Below are 18,643 nucleotides of genomic sequence, written 5' to 3' on the forward strand. Positions count from 1 at the left end.
CGCAAAAAACCGATTATAAAAGCCAACAACTTTAAACACCTGACAATTAATGAATTTTAGAAAATTACTTTTTATTACCGCTATTCTTACCTTAATCCTGGCCAGTTGCGGCCAGCGTAAAAACAGAAAGGTAAAAATAGATCAGACCATCACCCCGCAGACCTCTTACAACAACCTGTTCTTAGACAGTGGTGCCATACGGCAGTTCATAGACAAGGATTCCGTTTATCGTCCTTATGCGGATATGTTTATTAATTTTTACCGGCACAGGAATTTTGAATTTGCCTGGTTTGATACGAGCGGACTGGTGGAGCAGGCCCATAATTTCATCAATTTACTAAGTGCCGATGCCAAGTCCATGCGTAAGCAGGACAGCACGGAAGGACAAAAGAAAATAGCCGCCATATTAGACCGGTTTTCGGACAGCTTGCCTCCCGGCCTGACCCACGAGGAGCTGATCCGTTCAGAGCTTGTGATGACCGGTGAATTTTTCCGCCATGCGGAACAAGTCTTCAAAGGGCAGGGCGGCATTGATGCCACCCAGTTAGGCTGGTATATCCCCAGAAAAAAAATAGATTTCTCCGCCTTGCTGGATTCTACCATCAACGGTAAACAGGCGCCGGATGAAGAAAAGCTGCTCAATCCACAGTTTAAAATGCTTAGAGCAGCGCTTCAAAAATATATAGACCTTAAAAACGAAGATCATCCCTGGGACTCCATTGTCCTGGAACGTCCCAAACTTGTCTTAGGGGATTCAGGTGGTTCCATCCAGGCCATTAAAGAACGCCTCCATTATCTGGGTGATCTGGCAGAGGCGCCCTCCGATGACAGATATGATGAAACAACTGAGCAGGCCGTCAAATCCTTTCAGGCAAGATACGGCTTATCCAGTGACGGCGTTGTAGGGCCTAATTTTATGAATGCCCTGAATATTCCGCTGGACACACTGATAAGAACCATTACCATCAACCTGGAAAGGGTACGCTGGATTCCCAGTGAACTGCCCGAGGAATATGTCTGGGTCAATATCCCGGATTATAAACTGCATGCCTATGAAGGCGGTAAGGAAGTCTTCAATATGCGGGTTATTGTAGGCTCCGCGGCGCATGGCACGACCATATTCTCGGGTAATATCAAATACATCGTTTTTGCGCCTTACTGGAACGTTCCGACAAGCATCGTTAAAAATGAGATTCTGCCCGGCATGAAAAACAATCCCAACTATATCAGAAACCATAATATGGAAATCTATGGTAAGGATGGTAAGTATCCACTGGTCAGACAGCTGCCCGGCCCTGACAATGCCCTGGGCAGAGTCAAGTTCCTGTTCCCCAACAGTTATAATATCTATTTGCATGACACCCCCAATCACGATCTATTCACCTCCAGAAACCGCGGACTCAGTCATGGTTGTGTCCGGTTGTCTCAACCGGAGAAAATGGCTGAATGGCTCTTAAGAAATGACACCACCCATTACCCGGTCAAGGTAATAGACTCTTTAATGAATAACAACCCTAAGGAAAAATGGGTAACACTTGATCAGACAGTACCGGTTTATCTGGTATATTTTACCACCTGGGTGGATAAAGATGGCCAGGTTAATTTCCGTAAAGATATCTACGGTCATGACGCCAAAATAGCAGAGAAACTTTTTCAGTAAGGAAAAGCATTATATATCATCACAAAAGCCTGGAAGCGCTATGGATATCTTCGGTAGCATTTCCCGGCTTTTTTTCATCACTTTTCTGTTATGCGGTGGCGATAGCCGCCGCCAGCTCTTTAAACAAACAAATCTCTGATTCAATAATAATTAAAGCATCCAGGCGTTTTAATGCTAATATGGGGTTACTGGCAAAAGCCTGGGTAGGCACTGCTGCTAAAAGCAGCAATAATACCGGTCACTGGATGTCCCAAAAAAGAAAATGCCTGGCGGGCCTATTTAAGTGTGCATTACTGACGCTGTTATTGCTATGCAGCGTCCGGGATTTGTATGCGCAACCCGGGACCACCATCAATCTGACCAGCATCAAACCTGCAGAATTTGCCAAGAAACTATTACGCTCCGAGAAAACCGGTTACGGTCCATTAGGCAAGTTTCAGCAGCTGATGCAAAACACCTTTACCCGGTTCAATTATCTGTATAATGCCAATGAACGCCTGAAAGCAATCATGGACCAGGCTATCACTGCCTATTCCGAAGATTATAACCAACTCCTCTCCTATTATCCCTATGACAGTAAACGACTGGCCACCAACCCGTTTTTAGATTCCGTCATACAACACGCCACTGCTGGCATCCTGCTTCATGATCTGCGCAATCAGTACGTCGATGAACTGTATTTTTTGCTGGGAAAAGCCTATTACTATCAGCAAAAATATGATACCGCTCATGAGGTTTTTCAGTATCTGAACTACGCATTTGCCCCCAAGGACGATGGCTATGACCTGCCTATCGGCAGTAATATCAGCAAGGTAAAAGATCAGTTCACCATCCTGAACCCAGAGCATAAGGGAATCAGTAAAAACAGTTATGCCCGCAAAGAGAGAAGAAATGACGGCCTTATCTGGCAGGTAAAAAACTATATTCAGTCAGGTGATTATGTCCAGGCCGGCGTACTACTCGGATATGTAGAAAAAGACAGCCTGCTGCCTAAAAGACTGGTACCGCTGGTAGCAGAGACCCATGGCTTTTTGTTTTACCGTTTAAAGGCATATGACAGTGCCGCCAGCTACCTGGTAAAAACAGATTTTGACGGGTATAAAAGATCCGTTCGTCCGAGGATGTATTACCTAACCGGGCAGTTATATGCCCTGGGCAGGGACAGCGTTGAGGCCGCCCGGTGGTTTGCCAAGGCCAAAAACAGTGCCCTTGACCCCTTACTCAGCATCTACAGTGCGCTTGCGGAAGCCTCCATGCAGCCTCAGCGGCAGCCGGTTGCACTAATGCCCGATGCCCGGCAAAGTCATACGGCCCTCTTGGAAAAGCTTTCCCGGAAAGAAAAATTCCATCGCTACAAAGATGTCATCTATTACGCTGAGGGTGCCATTCAGATAGCCCAAAATCATACGCAGGAGGCGGAGACTTTATTATTATCCAGTCTTGCGGCCGGTAAAAAAATAACACCACCCAATGATTGGCAAAAAAGCAGAACCTATTTTGCCCTGGCCAATTTAGCTTACCAGGATAACCGGTTTTTTGAAGCCTCCGGATTTTATGATAGTGTCAGCTCCGGGGACCTTACCACCAGCCGGGAGCGTCAGGACCTACAGGAGCGAATGGGCCCGTTAAATCAGGTCGCCCAACAGCTGGATTCCGTGTATTTTCAGGACAGCTTACAAAAACTGGCCGGCCTTCCCCAAAATGACCGGATGCAGATTCTAAAAGAAAAAGCCAGGGATATCCGTAAAACCATTGCCCGCAAACAAAGCGAGGCAGAAGGCAATCAGATAAATCCGGCCATCAGAAAGCCTCCGTCCACCACCCCTACCACTTTATTTCCCCAAAGCCAGGGAAGTGCCGCCATTTGGTATTTTAACAACCTGAGTCTTAAAAACAGCGGTTATCAGCTTTTTAAACAAAAATTTGGAAACCGGCCGAATGTGGATAACTGGCAAAGGCTCAGCGCCATTAACGGGACGGCCAGGGCGCCGGGTAAATCAGGCACTTCATCGGATTTATTATCAGGCCTGAACCCTGATGGCAGCTTAAAGCTGGACAGCAGCAATATCCAGGCAGAAGACTTATTAAAAGACCTGCCGCTAACCGCTGAAGCGCTTCGTTTAAGCAATCAGAAAATCGCCACTGCGTTATTCATGGCAGGACAGACCCTGCAAAATACGATGGAAAACTTCACCGGAGCCCTATACGTGTATGATTCACTCAACCGGCGGTTTCCGGCCTGGGATTCCACCGACCTGCTGTTATACAATAAATATATCTGCTGGCTACTTTTAGGCAAAAAAGAGCAGGCGGATAAAACTTTAGGACAGCTGGCTGCCGGTTACCCCAGAAGTTCCTGGCTTCAAAAAATCAAGGCGCAGGACAGCCTCTTAAGTCCGGTAAAAGAAACCAGCCTGCAAAATCAGGCGACTTACGCCTATAACGAGGTTTATCAGTTGTTTGTAGCAGGAGCTTTTGCCAAGGCAGATTCCCTGAAGCAAATAGCCGATAAAAAGTACGGCCGTTTTTACTGGACCCCTCAGCTGTTATATATAGAAGCCATTTATGATATCGATCGTCAAAAAGACAGCCTGGCTACCCAAAAACTCGGTTATCTGATCCAGCATTTTTCCAGCTCCCCGATAAAGCCCCAGGCCCAGCATCTGCTGAACATCCTAAAAAGGCGTGGTGAGATTGAGGCTTATCTACGACAACTGGTCATCACCCCTGCAGGGCAGCTTCAAAACAGCCGTCTTGCCAGACTGGAAGCAGCGGCAGCGCAGCTGGCTGACCAAAGAGAACGCCGGATCGGCCTTTTAAGAAATCAAAAAATACTGAATCTGACGGACAGCACGGCTCAGAAGGCTGAGCAGCTGGCAGGCGCAGTCAGCAATCAGCATGGCCTGATTGGCATAAAAGCGCCGGATAGCCTAAAAGTAGCCAAGGGAGATAGCCTTCAGGTGGCCGCTACCAGCATCCCGGCATTGGCCACCAATAAGCCCGCAGGTCCCGATAGCACCAAAGTGGCCATCAACCAGGGCATACCTCCTGTTGAACAGCCGCCGGTAAAAGACAGTAGTGTCCAGGTAAACAACCTGCCACCCACACATCCGGACAATACCGATACCTCCCTTGTAGCTGAGAAGCCGGCGCCACAGGAAATTCTTCCGGCAGCGTCCAAGACCGAGACGGCTCCGGCGGCCAAAGGTGAACAGACCATCGGCGGATTTACTTTTAATCCGGCGGCCCCCCAGTATGTTACGGTTATTCTGCACAAAGTAGCCCCTGTATTTGCCAGCGAGGCCACCAATGCCTTTAATCGTTATAACCTATTGGCTTTTGAACATGAAAAATGGCCGGTAGACCATTTACAGACGATTGAACAGACAGATATGGTACAAATCGGACCTTTTAAAGATTATGCGTCCGCTCAAAGTTATCTTAAACAGATTCAGGAAGTTGCCGCTTCCACCTTCCTATCCTGGCTCACACCTGACAAATATGAGTATATCATTATAAGTCCGCAGAATACCAATAAGTTAAAATCGCCAGAGGATCTAAGAAATTACCAGGCGGCCTACAGGCAATTTGAGGCAAAATAGTAATTTTATGGCTATCTATCAGGAAGTCATTATTTTTGACCAGTCAGTCAAAAACTGCCCATGCCAACTGCCTGCATAAAAAAGCGGATAATAATGGCAATCGGTTCAATTTTTGATTAATAGTAGCAGTTGATAAAGTAGCAAAAAGCAGTATCTTTTAAAAGCATGGTATGCTTTGTTTGAAAGATCCAATATTAAGAACAAGAAATTAAAGCATGACGCAGCAAAATAAGTCAAGCGCTGGTAACCAATCCGGTGCAAATAGTAAACCAGCAGGCAAACCCAAAAACAAAGTCGTCCGCCTGTTATGGATTATATTTTTTGCGGGCCTACTGGGTGGTTGTTTAATCATTGCCATGGCCAATTATGGATTGCTGGGAGAAATGCCCTCCATCGAACAGCTACAAAACCCGAATGCCTCAGAAGCCAGCCAGATTTTTGCGGATGACGGGACATTAATGGGGAAAATCTATTCAGAGGACAGAATCAATGTTTCTTTTGAACAAATCAGCCCGCACGTGATCCAGGCTTTAATTGCGACAGAGGATGAACGTTTCTATCAACATAGCGGTATTGATCCCCGTTCTTTGGCCCGGGCCTTTTTCTCCTTAGGCGGGGACGGCGGCGCCAGTACAATAACCATGCAGACGGCAAAAAATCTATTTACCGACTATAAGCGTAACGCCTTTATCCGTATCATACAAAAACTCAAAGAATCCATCATTGCCATTAAGCTGGAACGCAATTTTACCAAAAATGAAATTGTCACCTTGTATTTAAACACGGTGCCCTTTGGGGATAATGTATATGGCATCAGAAATGCAGCCAGGACCTTCTTTCAGGTCAATCCTTCCGAGCTGACCGTCAACCAGGCTGCCGTCTTAATCGGGATGCTGAAAGCATCCACCGCCTATAATCCACGCATTCATATGGACCGGGCACTGCAACGCCGCAATGTTGTGATCAATCAGATGGTGCGTAACCGTTTTGTGTCAGCAGCAGATGCTGAAAAGATTAAAAAAGAGCCCATTACGCTCAACTACCATAAGATGAGTAATTCCAATGGGCTGGCGCCTTATTTCAGGACCGAACTGATTCGTCAGCTTAAACAGTGGTGTGCGGACCCTGCCAATAAAAAACCCGATGGCACTACCTATAATCTATATAGAGACGGCCTTAGAATCTATACCACCATTAACCCGGACCTGCAGCGTTATGCAGAGAGTGCCGTTTCCAAAAACATGAGTTCAATGCAGAAATTGCTCAATGCGCAGGAAAATGTCAAAGACGGGAGTATATGGAAAGGCCACGAGATCACTGTTGAACGCTCCATGAAACGCTCCAACCGTTGGAGGACTTCCAAAGAAAACGGCATGAGTGATGCCGATATAGAAAAGTCCTTTCATGTAAAAACTAAAATGAAAGTCTTTGCCTGGAACAGTAAAAGGGAAACAGATACGGTCATGACCCCTTATGACTCCATCAAGTACACCAAACAAATGCTGCAGGCAGGTGTGATGGCAATGGATCCTATTTCCGGAGAAGTAAAAGCATGGGTCGGTGGTATTGATTTTCAGACCTATAAGTTTGATCACGTCAATATCAATACCAAAAGACAGGTAGGTTCCACCATCAAGCCGCTGCTATATAGTATGGCTATTGAGCAGGGCGGTTTTACCCCCAGCACACCCGTAGAAGATGTTCAGCAATATTTTAAAGGTTATGGCAATGTACCGGCTACCGGTGCTACCTGTACGGGTAGAACGATGCCCATGAGTGAGGCCCTGGCCGAATCCCGTAACTGTGCCACGGCTTATATCATGAAACAGATGGGGCCCAACGGAAATGAAGGTGCGGTGAAATTTGTAGATTTTCTAAAGACCTGTGGCATTACCTCCAAAATAGACCCCTATCCTTCCATTGCCCTTGGTAGTGGTGAGATCTCTTTGTATGAAATGATGGAAGCCTATTCCATGTTCCCGGGCAGAGGTTTTACGGTGCAACCCATGATCATCACCCGAATTGAAGATGCGCATCATAATATATTATTTACCAGCACACCTAAACGCAAACAGGTCATCAGCGATATTACGGCCAGTTCTCTGGTATCCATGATGCAGGATGTTATTGACTATGGTACCGGCAGAAGAATGGCCAGCTATGATATTCCCGGTGAAATCGCAGGTAAGACCGGTACAACCAACGACAATAGTGACGCTTGGTTTATCGGCTTTACGCCACAATTATTAGTCGGCATTTGGACTGGCTGCGACAGCCGTTTTATCCGCTTCAACAGCACGGCCATCGGCCAGGGTTCTTCGCTGGCGCTGCCTATCTGGGCTTATTTTTTCCAGAAAGCCTATGCGGATAAAAGTGCCGGTTTGAATAGCAGCCAAAGATTTAACCCGGGAAGTGCCAATCCGGCAGAATCCATTATTTATGACTGGGCCCATGACATAAAAGACAGCACGGACAGTATCCAGAATACGATTTTAAATCAACCCGGGCTCAAACCTCAGGAAATTGGTCCGGAGAGTGACACCAATGTCAACAGCCAGGATCAGAATGATGTTCCTTTAATTGGCGGAAGCTCCTCCGGAAAGAAAACCAAAGCAAAGGCCGTCATGCCCGCCCCCAAGAAAGAAGAGCCAAAAAAAAAGGGGATTTTTAGAAAAATCTTTGGCGGCGGAAAGGATAAGGGAAAATAAAAGCTGAAATACATTTATATCATTACAATAAATTATTAATCAATAATTTATAAAAAGAAAAATCCGAAGATCATTAGACATTCATCTAATCCGATCTTCGGATTTTTTGCAAAATAGGGAGCAAAATAAAAATATTTAGTTTTTTATTCGAAAAAAACTCCAAAATATTTGGGAGCAATGTCAATACTTAGTAAATTGCACTAATCGTATTAGTGTTCACTTCTAAAACTTACAAACATGACGACATACGCTGGTAAAAATCTAAAATATCTGAGAAAGCTGCGTGGCTGGACACAGGCGCAGATGGCTGATAAACTGGGTATTAAACGCTCCCTGATCGGAGCCTACGAGGAAAGCCGTGCTGAGCCTCGCATTGATGTACTTACCGCTATAGGTCAGATTTTTAAATTAAGCCTCGACGAGCTCTTTCTGGAAGATCTGGATCAACCCGGAGAAGGCACTTATCTGGATCGCCGGCGCGCCTTAATGATGGCCAGTACCACCGAAGCAAAAGTCCAGTTTGTCCCTGTGAAAGCCGCTGCCGGATATCTGGCGGGTTATGAGGATAATGAATTTTTAGATGAACTCAATACTTTCACGCTTCCCATGCTGGCTCCTGGTTTTTACCGTGCCTTTGAAATCGTGGGCGACAGCATGCTGCCTACCCCAAGTGGCAGTGTTGTAGTGGGCGAGAAAGTAGAACATCTAAACGATGTCAAAAATAATAATGCCTATATCGTGGTCTCCAGATCCAATGGCATTGTGTATAAAAGAATTGTCCGTAATAATAAGACCAAGGATCAGCAAGTCACACTGGTGAGTGACAATCCTATTTACGAGCCCTATAATCTGGATTCCATTGATATTATGGAAATCTGGAAAGCCCAGATGATTATCACCAAAATTGATAAACATCAAAGATGGGACGTAGGACAGATGGCTGGTCTGGCAGGAGTAGTCAACAACCTTCAGCAGGAAGTGGCTTCCTTAAAAAAACAAATCAGCTAAGACACAAAACCTTTTTTTAAGAACGGATATCAGCAAACGATATCCGTTTTTTTGTGAGCGCGATGGTTTTCCAAATGGTCTGCAAAAGCAGCTCGGTTAGGGTTACCTATCTATCCACTAAGAACCTGATGAGTTCCATACTATGTTAAAAGAATACGCCATCCGGGATCTGCTATCCTCCAGCTTAGACCACATCCCTTATTATATCGGAACATTTGAAGATACGCCGGACGCCCCCGAAATCGACTGGCCGCATCGACACGCTTTTTATACGGCGGTTTGGTTTACGCAGGGAAGCGGGTTTTATGTCATCGACTTTCAGGAATATGCCATAGTACCCGGCCGAATATTTTTAGTCAACCCCAAGCAGATACATAACTGGGATTACGCCGAAAATAGTAAAGGCTATGTGCTGATGATTGATGCAGCACTGGCTTTGGAACTGAAGCTAGATTCAGGTTGCTGCTATCTAGATCTGAGCGCAGAAGCTCCCTTTTTCAAAAACATTTTCATCCATCTGATAGCAGAACAAAAACGCAGCGATGCGTTATCCGTAACCCTTATAAAATCCGGGATTGCTTATTTATATGGTCTGATCAAAAGAAACTCCGAAAATCAGCCATTAAAGGCCAGTTTCACAAGTCCGACCCTTACAACCTTACAAAGTATGATCGCTAAAAACCCGCATCTTATCACGGTCACGCAATACGCCCACCTGCTGCAGGTTACGGAAGAGCAGCTCAATCATCAATGTAAAAAATCAACCGGAATATCCGTTAAACAATTTATTCTGGATGCTAAAATAACGGAATCAAAACGGCAACTCATATACTCCGAACATAATATAAACGAAATAGCTTATGGTTTAGGATTTGAAGACCCCTCATACTTTGCCCGTATATTCAGGAAGAAAACTACTTTTTCTCCTTCTGATTTCCTGAAAAAGTACCGAAAACAACCCTGAAAGTCCTACCCTCTTTGTCATGGTCTCTTTTAATTTTGGGGCCTTATTATTCATTATATTGACGCCCCTGTCAATATTCAAATTATGGACAAATGACAAAATCAGAACGTTTTGTGCGCGGTTGGGATAAACTGCAGCAAATAGATGGCGAAGCAGGAAATAAAGTGATAAACGGATTAAAGGATATTTCACCGGAGTTAAGCCGTTTTATTATCGAATATTCATTTGGGACCGTGTATAGCCTGACATCTTTAGACAACCAATCAAAGGAAATTGTTGCGTTATCTTCCTTGATTGCACAAAGAGCCGTCCCGGAAATAAAAGTACACCTGAATGCGGCTTTAAATACCGGTCTTACTATCTGTCAGGTCAAGGAAATTATACTGCAGATGTCTGTTTATGCAGGTTTTCCAAAATGCATCTGTGGGATGAATACACTGCGCGAAGTGCTGAATGAACGTCAGGGTCAGGGTATTATTGACCTTGAAGGTATGGCCTATGAACAAAGTGATTATAAAGACAGAGGCCAGCAAGGCGCTCAAGAACTATCGCTGCTGGACCCAATTCAGGAACAGATACTGCGGGATAATTTTGAATCGATATCTCCTGAATTAATTCTTTTTACCCTCGAGTATGCTTATGGGGACATATATGCCAGAAATAATCTGGATAAAAAATATCGTCAGATTGCAACTATTTCAGCGCTGGCTACACTGGGTAACGCCGTACCCCAATTAAAGTTTCATATCCAGGCAGCAATAAATATCGGTCTGAACGAAAATGAAATAAAGGAAATTATTTTACTCATGACCGTTTATGCTGGTTTTCCGGCTACGATAAACGCGATGAATATACTAAAGGAGGTCCTTAGTGAACGGAAAATCAAAGCTTGAAATGCGCCGTAAACTCTGGAAAAATGAGATAGATTTGATACCAATTTGATACAAATATAAGCAATAAATAACGTTTTTTATGGTCAAATAGCAATAAAACAGCGCTGATTATCAATGTAATCAGCGCTGTGTGTGGCCTCGCCAAGAATCGAACTTGGATCTGGAGCTTCGGAAACTCATATACTATCCATTGTACTACGAGGCCTGATCATCCCGGTTTGCATTGCCGGGATGCAAATATAATCGCTAGAATTGTATTTTCAGCTATTTTAAGCGTTTTCTTCCCATACTTTTGTCAACTCCACCAGTACATCTACGGCTCTATGCATATCTTCTATGCCAATCCATTCATGGCGGCTATGAATGGCCTGCATACCCGTAAAGATATTGGGGCAGGGAAATCCCATAAAACTAAGTCTGCTGCCATCCGTCCCCCCTCGGACCGGTTCATTGATGACTTTTATTCCGAGATTTTTATAAGCTGCAATCGCATTTTGAGCCACTTGTGGATACTTATCCAGTACTTCTTTCATATTACGATACTGCTCTTTAACGGTAAAATCCATTTTTACACCGGGATACTTTCCCGTAACGCTCTGAGCGATCTGCTTAAGTCTTGCCTCATGTTTTTGCAGGTTGTCCGTTACAAAATCCCTGACAATAAAATCAATGGAGGCCGCTTCTGCAATGCCTTCCACTTTGACCGGATGCACAAATCCTTCTCTACCGCTGGTGGTTTCCGGACTGAATTCATTTTTAGGTAGTGCTGCCAGAATTTCTCCCACAATTTTCAGTGCATTCACCAGCTTCCCTTTTGCATACCCGGGATGGGCAATGATACCATGGACGGTCATTTTAGCACTATCCGCGCTAAAGGTCTCATCCTCAAAACTGCCAAGTTCACCTCCGTCCAGGGTATAACCAAAATCAGCGCCTACCCTTTTGAGATCTACTTTTTCCGTGCCACGGCCTGTTTCTTCATCCGGAGTAAATAATATTTTTATGGTGCCATGGGGATGCTGCGGATGCGTCAGTAAATAATGCGCCATATCCATAATAATGGCTACGCCGCTTTTATCATCGCCACCCAGCAGCGTCTTGCCACTGGCTGTTATGATGGATTTTCCCAGTTGCGTTTTTAAATAGGGATAATCCTCCATGCGGATGATTTGATCCGGATCATCCGGCAAGATTATATCCTGACCATTATAATTTTCATGAACAATCGGCTTAACGTCGGTGCCAGAGCAATCGGGCGCCGTATCCACATGGGAACAAAAACAGATGACCGGTACATTTTTATCGGTATTCCCTTCAATGGTACCATACACATAGCCGTTTTCATCCATTGCGGCGTCTTTTACCCCTATTTCAAGCAGTTCCTGTACAAGCAGCCTACTTAAATCCTTTTGCTTTTCTGAGGAAGGAAAGGCGGCATTATCCGGATCGCTTTGGGTATCTATTTTGACATAACGTAAAAAACGCTCCGAGACGGTATAGTTATATTGACTAGCCATAATATTAATTAATCTGATTTGCGCACAAAGTACAAAAAATTAGCAGTGCAGTGGCCGGATAGGCGTATTTTTAACCATTCAGTTCCGTTTACGCAGGTACTCCCCGCACAATTATGCTTTTTTTCTAAAAAAGCTTAAAAAGGATGTATTATCTTGCCGGAACTTTTTAACTTCAGTAAGTAAGAGGCTGCCCCAGGGACGGCGCTGACAGCGGTTCTCTCTGGGCAGCGTAGTTCTACCTCCGGCTTACATCAAGTTGCAAGGGACTTTACAACACAAAAAAACGAGTTCATGAAAGTAGTTATAGCAGGTTCAGGTTATGTTGGCCTTGTCACAGGGGCCTGTTTGGCAGATATCGGTGTGGAAGTTTGCTGCGTGGATATTGATCAGCAAAAAATCGATAACCTGCAACAAGGCATACTTCCCATATTTGAACCGGGCCTGGAAGATATCATACACCGCAACGTAAAGAGTAAAAGACTACATTTTAGTACCGCATTGCAGGATAACATTAAAGGTGCAGGGGCTATTTTTATTGCAGTAGGCACGCCTCCTGGTGAGGACGGCAGTGCGGACATGCAATATGTGCTGGCTGTCGCCAGCTCAATTGGTCAGTATCTGGAGGATTATACGGTGGTCGTCACCAAGAGCACGGTACCGGTGGGCTCTTCCGAGAAGGTACGTGCGGCACTTAAACAGTCACTGGATCAAAGAGGTATTGACATACCCTTTGACGTCGTCTCCAATCCGGAATTTTTAAAAGAAGGCGCAGCCATCAAGGACTTTATGAGTCCTGACAGAATCGTGGTAGGCATTGACAGCGACCGGGCAAAAGAAACCATGGACACGCTGTACAAACCCTTTTTACTTAATGGCTACCGGATCCTTTATATGGATATCCCCAGTGCAGAGATGACTAAATACGCCGCTAACGCGATGCTGGCCACGCGCATCAGTTTCATGAATGACATAGCCAATCTCTGTGAAAAGGTCGGTGCCAATGTCTCCCACGTCAGAGCGGGTATTGGTGCAGATCCCAGAATCGGTAAAAAATTCCTGTATCCCGGGGTTGGTTACGGCGGTTCCTGCTTTCCAAAAGACGTCAAAGCATTACTGCGCACCGGCAAGGATTATGATTATCCTTTAAGGCTGCTCGAAGCAGTGGAGGCTGTCAATAATGCGCAAAAGCAAATCCTGTTTGACAAGATTCAACGGCATTACGATCAGAACCTGAAAGGTAGAACCATCGCGGTCTGGGGACTTGCCTTTAAACCCAATACGGATGATATCAGAGAAGCACCTGCACTGGTCCTAATCGAATCGTTATTACAGGCAGGAGCCAAAGTACAGGTCTATGATCCGGAAGCCATGAAAGAATCTCAAAAACTTTTACAGGACAAAGTCATCTGGGCGGAAGATGTTTATGACTGCGTGAAAGCGGCAGATGCCATTGCCCTGGTAACGGAATGGAACGCCTTCAGGCTTCCCAACTGGCAACTAATAAAATCTTTAATGAATAATCCGGTTGTTTTTGATGGCAGAAATATTTACGATGATGTGCAGTTAACCAAGGCCGGTTTTACATATTACGGTATCGGCCAATAAGGGCCTATTACCACCTTACCAAATTAAAAGTCCTGGGTTTAGCAATACCCCAGGACTTTTAATTTTAAGACGGCGGCCACCGTTATACTATCTGTAATTTCTCCCTGCATCACCCAGTCAAAAACCTGGCTGAGCGGCCTTTTCAAAGTCATCAGCTGCTCGGTGGGCTCAGGCTCCGGCGCTCTTTGCTCCAGATCCGTAGCGATAAATATGGTTGCGACTTCATCCGTAACTGAGTTGGAGAGGTCCATTGTCAGGAGCTCCTCCCATTTTGCGGCAACCAGTCCGGTTTCCTCCAGCAATTCTCTTTTAGCCGCTTCCAAAGGTGTCTGGTCAAACGGACCGCCGCCTTCGGGTAACTCCCAACTGTACCGGTCCAGGGGGAAACGGTATTGGCCTACCAGGTAGAGCTCGTTTTCACGGGTGAGTGCGACAATACCGATTGCGCGATTTTTAAAATGGACTTTCCCGTAAATGCCATTTCCTCCCGACGGATTGATGACATCAAACTCTGTAATCTGGAGCCAGGGATTGTCATAAATGGGCTTTGCCTTCGTAATTTTCCAGGGATTGCGCTGTATGGGTAAATCAGCCATTAGAGAGGACATTTGTTTTATTGGGCAAAACTATGGATAAAATCAAATTTAGTGACAATATGGTGATTGCCCAGTTCATCCGAAACTAAAATGGCTCCGTTTTCCCGACTGATTAAATGGCTGCCTTTTTCTATGGGCGTTTCAATAGGAACAATCGGGTACGGGTTTTCCATTACCGCACTGACCTTTTCATTTTTAAGTTCGGGATTGGCAAAAATCTTCTGGAACAGTCCGCTTTCACTGATGGACCCAATAAATTCCTCACCGTTTTTTACCGGGATATTTTCAATATCAAATTTTTTCATGAGTTCAACCGCTTCCACCACGCTTTGATCCGGGTCAATGGCGATTAACTTATTATCTTTTCTGCCGCTGATGATATCCTTCAGGGTTTTAACTTCCAGGAACCCTCTTTCCATCATCCATTCGTCATTATAGATTTTACCTACATAGCGGCTGCCATGATCATGGAAAACCACTACGACCACGTCATCTTTTTTCAGTTTATCTTTTAACTGAAAAACCCCCTGTAAGGCACTGCCTGCACTATAGCCCACAAAAATCCCTTCTTCTTTGGTGATTTTCCGGGCCATAATGGCGGCGTCTTTATCAGTTACCTGTTCAAAGTAATCGATATACTGCATATCAAAGTTCTGCGGAACAAAATCTTCTCCGATGCCCTCCGTTATATAGGGGTACACCTCTTTAGTATCCAACTCCCCGGTACGGTAATATTTAGTTAGCAATGAACCGTAACTATCAATGGCCCACACCTGAATATCCTTATTTTTTTCTTTCAGATACTTACCGGTGCCGGTTACTGTTCCGCCGGTACCGGAGGCTACCACCAGATGGGTTATTTTACCTTCGGTCTGTTCCCAGATTTCCGGGCCTGTTTGTTCATAATGCGCCAGGCGATTGGCCAGGTTATCGTATTGATTGACATAAAAAGAGTTGGGTGTTTGCTGTGCCAGCCTTCTGGATACAGAATAATAACTCTGCGGATCCTCAGGTTCCACATTGGTCGGACAGACAATCACTTCAGCCCCTAAAGCCTTTAGAATATCCACTTTTTCCTTACTTTGTTTATCGGTAGTCGTAAAAATACATTTATAGCCTTTATTGATGGCTGCCAGCGCCAGTCCCATACCGGTATTGCCACTGGTGCCTTCTATAATGGTTCCTCCTGGTTTTAACAGGCCTTCTTTCTCAGCGACTTCCACCATTTTGATAGCCATCCGGTCTTTCACAGAATTGCCGGGATTAAAATATTCCACTTTAGCTAAAACCTTACATGGCAGTCCTTTAACTGATTTATTCAGTTCAATCATAGGCGTATTACCGATGGTCTCTAAAATGCTGTTCAGCCACATAGTCTATTAAATTAGTGATATAATACAACAAAGTTACATTAAGTTTTTTGAACGACTGACAACAAGATCGATAAAGTACAGAAAGCTCATTAAAAGATATTTTTCCCTGCCCAGCAATCCTCAAAAAAATAAAGGACGGTGCTCCTTCTGAAAGAAAAGTACCGTCCTCTATGATTATTTTGATCCCTGCCCCCAGTAAAGCAAAACAAGATTTTGCTTCGTGACAGGATTAGTTTTTCTTGCGCATTTCCTGCATTTTCTTTTGCTGTTCCTGCATCGCTTCCATCCTTGTCTGGAATTTACTCTTTTGCTTGGGTTGTTTACGCTTCAGGTTGATTTCTTCCAGAATCTTATCATGATCCAGGATATATTTTTGAATCACCAGCTGGATACCCAGGGTCACCAGGTTACTGACCGTATAATACAAGGTCAGGGCACAGGGTAATCCATTAAACACAAAGAAGAAGATAAACGGCATAAAATAAGGCATGTATTTCATCATGGCCTGATTCTGACCGGTTGATGGAGACATGTTCATATTATACATGCTGGTAAACATACTGGTAACACAATAAGTAATGGTAAACAGACTTAAGTGATCTCCCAGTAATGGAATATGGGTGTTAAAATGGATGATGGCATCATAAGCGGACAGATCCTTTGCCCACAGGAAGCTCTGACCTCTGAGTGCAATGCTGGAGTTAAAGAACCGGTATAAGGCCAAAAATATAGGAATCTGCAGCAACATCGGCATACACCCGCTCAGCGGATTGGCGCCTGCCTCCCTAAAGAGTTTCATCTGCTCCATGGCAAAACCCTGCTGATCCTTACCGAACTTTTCTTTTAGTGCGTCAATTTCCGGTTTCAGCACTTTCATTTTCGCACTACTGTAGTAGCTCTTATATGTTAACGGAGAAGTAATCAGACGGATAAAGATGGTCAACAGGATAATAACCCAGCCATAGTTGCTGACAAAGCTGGCGATAAAATTAAAGACGGGCATGATAAACCAGCGGTTGACATATTTTGCAAAAGCGTCAATACCGGATCCCAGATCCACCATATTATGCATGCCGTTATCATAAGCTTTTAATACATAATAATCATTAGGCCCAAAATAAAGTTGTAAGGGTATGTTTACGGAAGCCGTTGCCGGTACTTCAATTGTCAGCGCAGCCGTGTCATGGAAAATCTGTTTAACGGAAGGGTCACCGTCATCGCCCGGCTGTGCAGTCATGGTCGCTGTTCCGGAAGCGATCCCCCCTTTAGCCAAAAGGGTCATATTAAAGAACTGCTGTTTAAAAGACATCCAGTTCACCCCGTTTTTAAACTGCTCATTAGCGCCGTTTGCAGCCCGGGTATCATCATATCCTTTTTTGCTGTCGCTATAAGCTAAATAGGATTGTTCCTTTTCATATTTTACCGCTAATTGCTGCCGGTGCAAGACATTGACCCAGTTGACATTCAGTTTATTTTGCGTCAGCAGGCTCTGGGCGCCGTTGATCAGGATATTCCAGTCCACCATATAGTTATCCTTTTTGATAACAAACTGATGTTCAATTACTTGTCCTGCTGCATTGGTCAGTTTATAAGTAATAACCTGGCTGCCGTCCTGATTTTTGGTAACAGGCTCTGCAGTAAAATACAGATCTGTGGTTTGAGCGGAGCTATTGGTGGAGGTGTTAATCGCATAACCCAGTCTATTGGAATCACCTCCCAGGATAACCCCGGTTGAATCGTAAGATTTATATTTTTTTAATTCGACTTTCTGAATCTGACCTCCCTTATTGGAAAAAGTCACTTTCATTAAATCATTTTCCACCACCTGGATCTGTTCGGTTCCATTGGCAGCTCCTGTAAAACTTCCGGCAGCGCCAACGCGGGCCAGTGAATCTGCGCTTAATGAGTCCTGGACAAGTGCCGCAGTATCAACAGGTTTAGCCATCGCTTTTTGCACCAGCGCAATGGAATCTTTTATATGCTGCTGACTTTTTTCATAGGCATCCTTTTGTTTGCTGGTTATTACAAAATAGCCAATAAACAAGATACCCAGCAGCGCCAGTCCGATAATGGTATTTTTATCTGTCTTCATTCAGTGTTATTTACTAAGATAATCTAGCCTAGTATTTTTAAAATTTGAGTGGCAAAGGTAATGAACACGAGAGAATATGCCAATCAATCCCGCTATCTTTTCGGTAAATAGCCAAATAGGGTTAGGCAAAGGGTCTATATTATTTAGTTTCGGGTGTTTTGATCAGTTACGCTGTGGGTAGAACAGCGGCAGAAAAAACTTAAAATAGCCAGTTATATTTTACGATTCTAATATGTAACAACTTTTCTATTAAAAGCTAATCATGTTGCACTGTTTGTAATATATATCGCAAGTTCAAATGATAAGTGCAACAGGGTTGGTACCCGCCCGGGGTGAAGTGTAGCGGAGGCGTAGCCGAAGCGGAACGGAACCCCGGGCGGGTAGAGCCGAAAAAAATTACCTTTGTTATTACCACATGACAAAGAAATATAATCAGCTCACCCTGGAGCAAAGGTACACAATTGCAGCGTTGCATGAGCAAGGATATTTGCAGTCTAGAATCGCGGATATTATTGGGGTCCATAAGAGCACCATTAGCAGGGAATTGAAAAGAAATGTTCCTCAACGCGGGATTGGTGCAAAAGTATATAATGCAGCGAAAGCGGAGAATAAAACAAGGGAAAGG

At 44.5% G+C, this 18,643-nt stretch carries 12 protein-coding genes and 1 tRNA gene; 8 read left to right on the forward strand and 5 right to left on the reverse strand.

The features are described 5' to 3' along the window. Window positions 1–49 precede the first annotated feature (49 nt). The 6 genes from BLU80_RS04715 to BLU80_RS04740 all read left to right on the forward strand — a co-directional run bounded on the left by BLU80_RS04715 (window position 50) and on the right by BLU80_RS04740 (window position 10,835). Window positions 50–1,660 carry a L,D-transpeptidase family protein gene (locus tag BLU80_RS04715; RefSeq protein WP_091394192.1) on the forward strand — a complete coding sequence of 537 codons (1,611 nt, stop codon included), beginning with the start codon at window positions 50–52 and terminating at the stop codon, window positions 1,658–1,660. 179 nt (window positions 1,661–1,839) lie between these two features. After that, complete coding sequence (porW, locus tag BLU80_RS04720) at window positions 1,840–5,262, forward strand: type IX secretion system periplasmic lipoprotein PorW/SprE (protein WP_091394195.1); 3,423 nt, start codon at window positions 1,840–1,842, stop codon at window positions 5,260–5,262. A 215-nt stretch (window positions 5,263–5,477) separates the two neighbouring features. After that, window positions 5,478–7,970: a penicillin-binding protein 1A gene (locus tag BLU80_RS04725; RefSeq protein ID WP_091394198.1), complete on the forward strand. Its 2,493-nt coding sequence runs from the start codon at window positions 5,478–5,480 to the stop codon at window positions 7,968–7,970. 237 nt (window positions 7,971–8,207) lie between these two features. Beyond that, on the forward strand, window positions 8,208–8,978 hold the full coding sequence (locus tag BLU80_RS04730; RefSeq protein WP_091394202.1) for a LexA family transcriptional regulator: 771 nt from the start codon (window positions 8,208–8,210) through the stop codon (window positions 8,976–8,978). Between the two features lie 142 nt (window positions 8,979–9,120). Then, window positions 9,121–9,942 (forward strand): AraC family transcriptional regulator, encoded by an 822-nt coding sequence (locus BLU80_RS04735; protein ID WP_091394205.1) that lies wholly within the window; start codon window positions 9,121–9,123, stop codon window positions 9,940–9,942. Between the two features lie 92 nt (window positions 9,943–10,034). Beyond that, a complete protein-coding gene (locus tag BLU80_RS04740; protein ID WP_091394208.1) occupies window positions 10,035–10,835 on the forward strand; it encodes a carboxymuconolactone decarboxylase family protein in 801 nt (266 codons plus the stop codon). 133 nt (window positions 10,836–10,968) lie between these two features. Here BLU80_RS04740 and BLU80_RS04745 read toward each other — a convergent pair. After that, window positions 10,969–11,040, reverse strand: a tRNA-Arg gene (locus tag BLU80_RS04745). A 64-nt stretch (window positions 11,041–11,104) separates the two neighbouring features. After that, window positions 11,105–12,352 carry a peptidase T gene (pepT, locus tag BLU80_RS04750; RefSeq protein WP_091394211.1) on the reverse strand — a complete coding sequence of 416 codons (1,248 nt, stop codon included), beginning with the start codon at window positions 12,350–12,352 and terminating at the stop codon, window positions 11,105–11,107. Window positions 12,353–12,643: 291 nt separating this feature from the next. On the opposite strand from pepT, the gene BLU80_RS04755 reads away from it, so the two are divergent. Next, window positions 12,644–13,957: a UDP-glucose dehydrogenase family protein gene (locus tag BLU80_RS04755; RefSeq protein WP_091394214.1), complete on the forward strand. Its 1,314-nt coding sequence runs from the start codon at window positions 12,644–12,646 to the stop codon at window positions 13,955–13,957. A gap of 38 nt (window positions 13,958–13,995) precedes the next feature. Here the strand turns inward: BLU80_RS04755 and BLU80_RS04760 are convergent, their stop codons facing one another. From BLU80_RS04760 to yidC, 3 genes are all read right to left on the reverse strand, one after another. Next, entirely contained in the window at window positions 13,996–14,553 is a 558-nt protein-coding gene (locus BLU80_RS04760) for an NUDIX domain-containing protein (protein ID WP_091394217.1), read from the reverse strand. 17 nt (window positions 14,554–14,570) lie between these two features. After that, window positions 14,571–15,926: a pyridoxal-phosphate dependent enzyme gene (locus BLU80_RS04765; protein ID WP_091394220.1), complete on the reverse strand. Its 1,356-nt coding sequence runs from the start codon at window positions 15,924–15,926 to the stop codon at window positions 14,571–14,573. Window positions 15,927–16,155: 229 nt separating this feature from the next. After that, on the reverse strand, window positions 16,156–18,018 hold the full coding sequence (gene yidC / locus BLU80_RS04770) for a membrane protein insertase YidC (RefSeq protein ID WP_091394223.1): 1,863 nt from the start codon (window positions 18,016–18,018) through the stop codon (window positions 16,156–16,158). Between the two features lie 415 nt (window positions 18,019–18,433). On the opposite strand from yidC, the gene BLU80_RS04775 reads away from it, so the two are divergent. Further along, window positions 18,434–18,643 (forward strand): helix-turn-helix domain-containing protein (locus tag BLU80_RS04775; protein ID WP_211481744.1); only part of this gene is annotated, 210 nt, incomplete at its 3' end.

It is taken from the genome of Arachidicoccus rhizosphaerae (assembly GCF_900107765.1).
Taxonomy (GTDB): Bacteria; Bacteroidota; Bacteroidia; order Chitinophagales; family Chitinophagaceae; genus Arachidicoccus; species Arachidicoccus rhizosphaerae.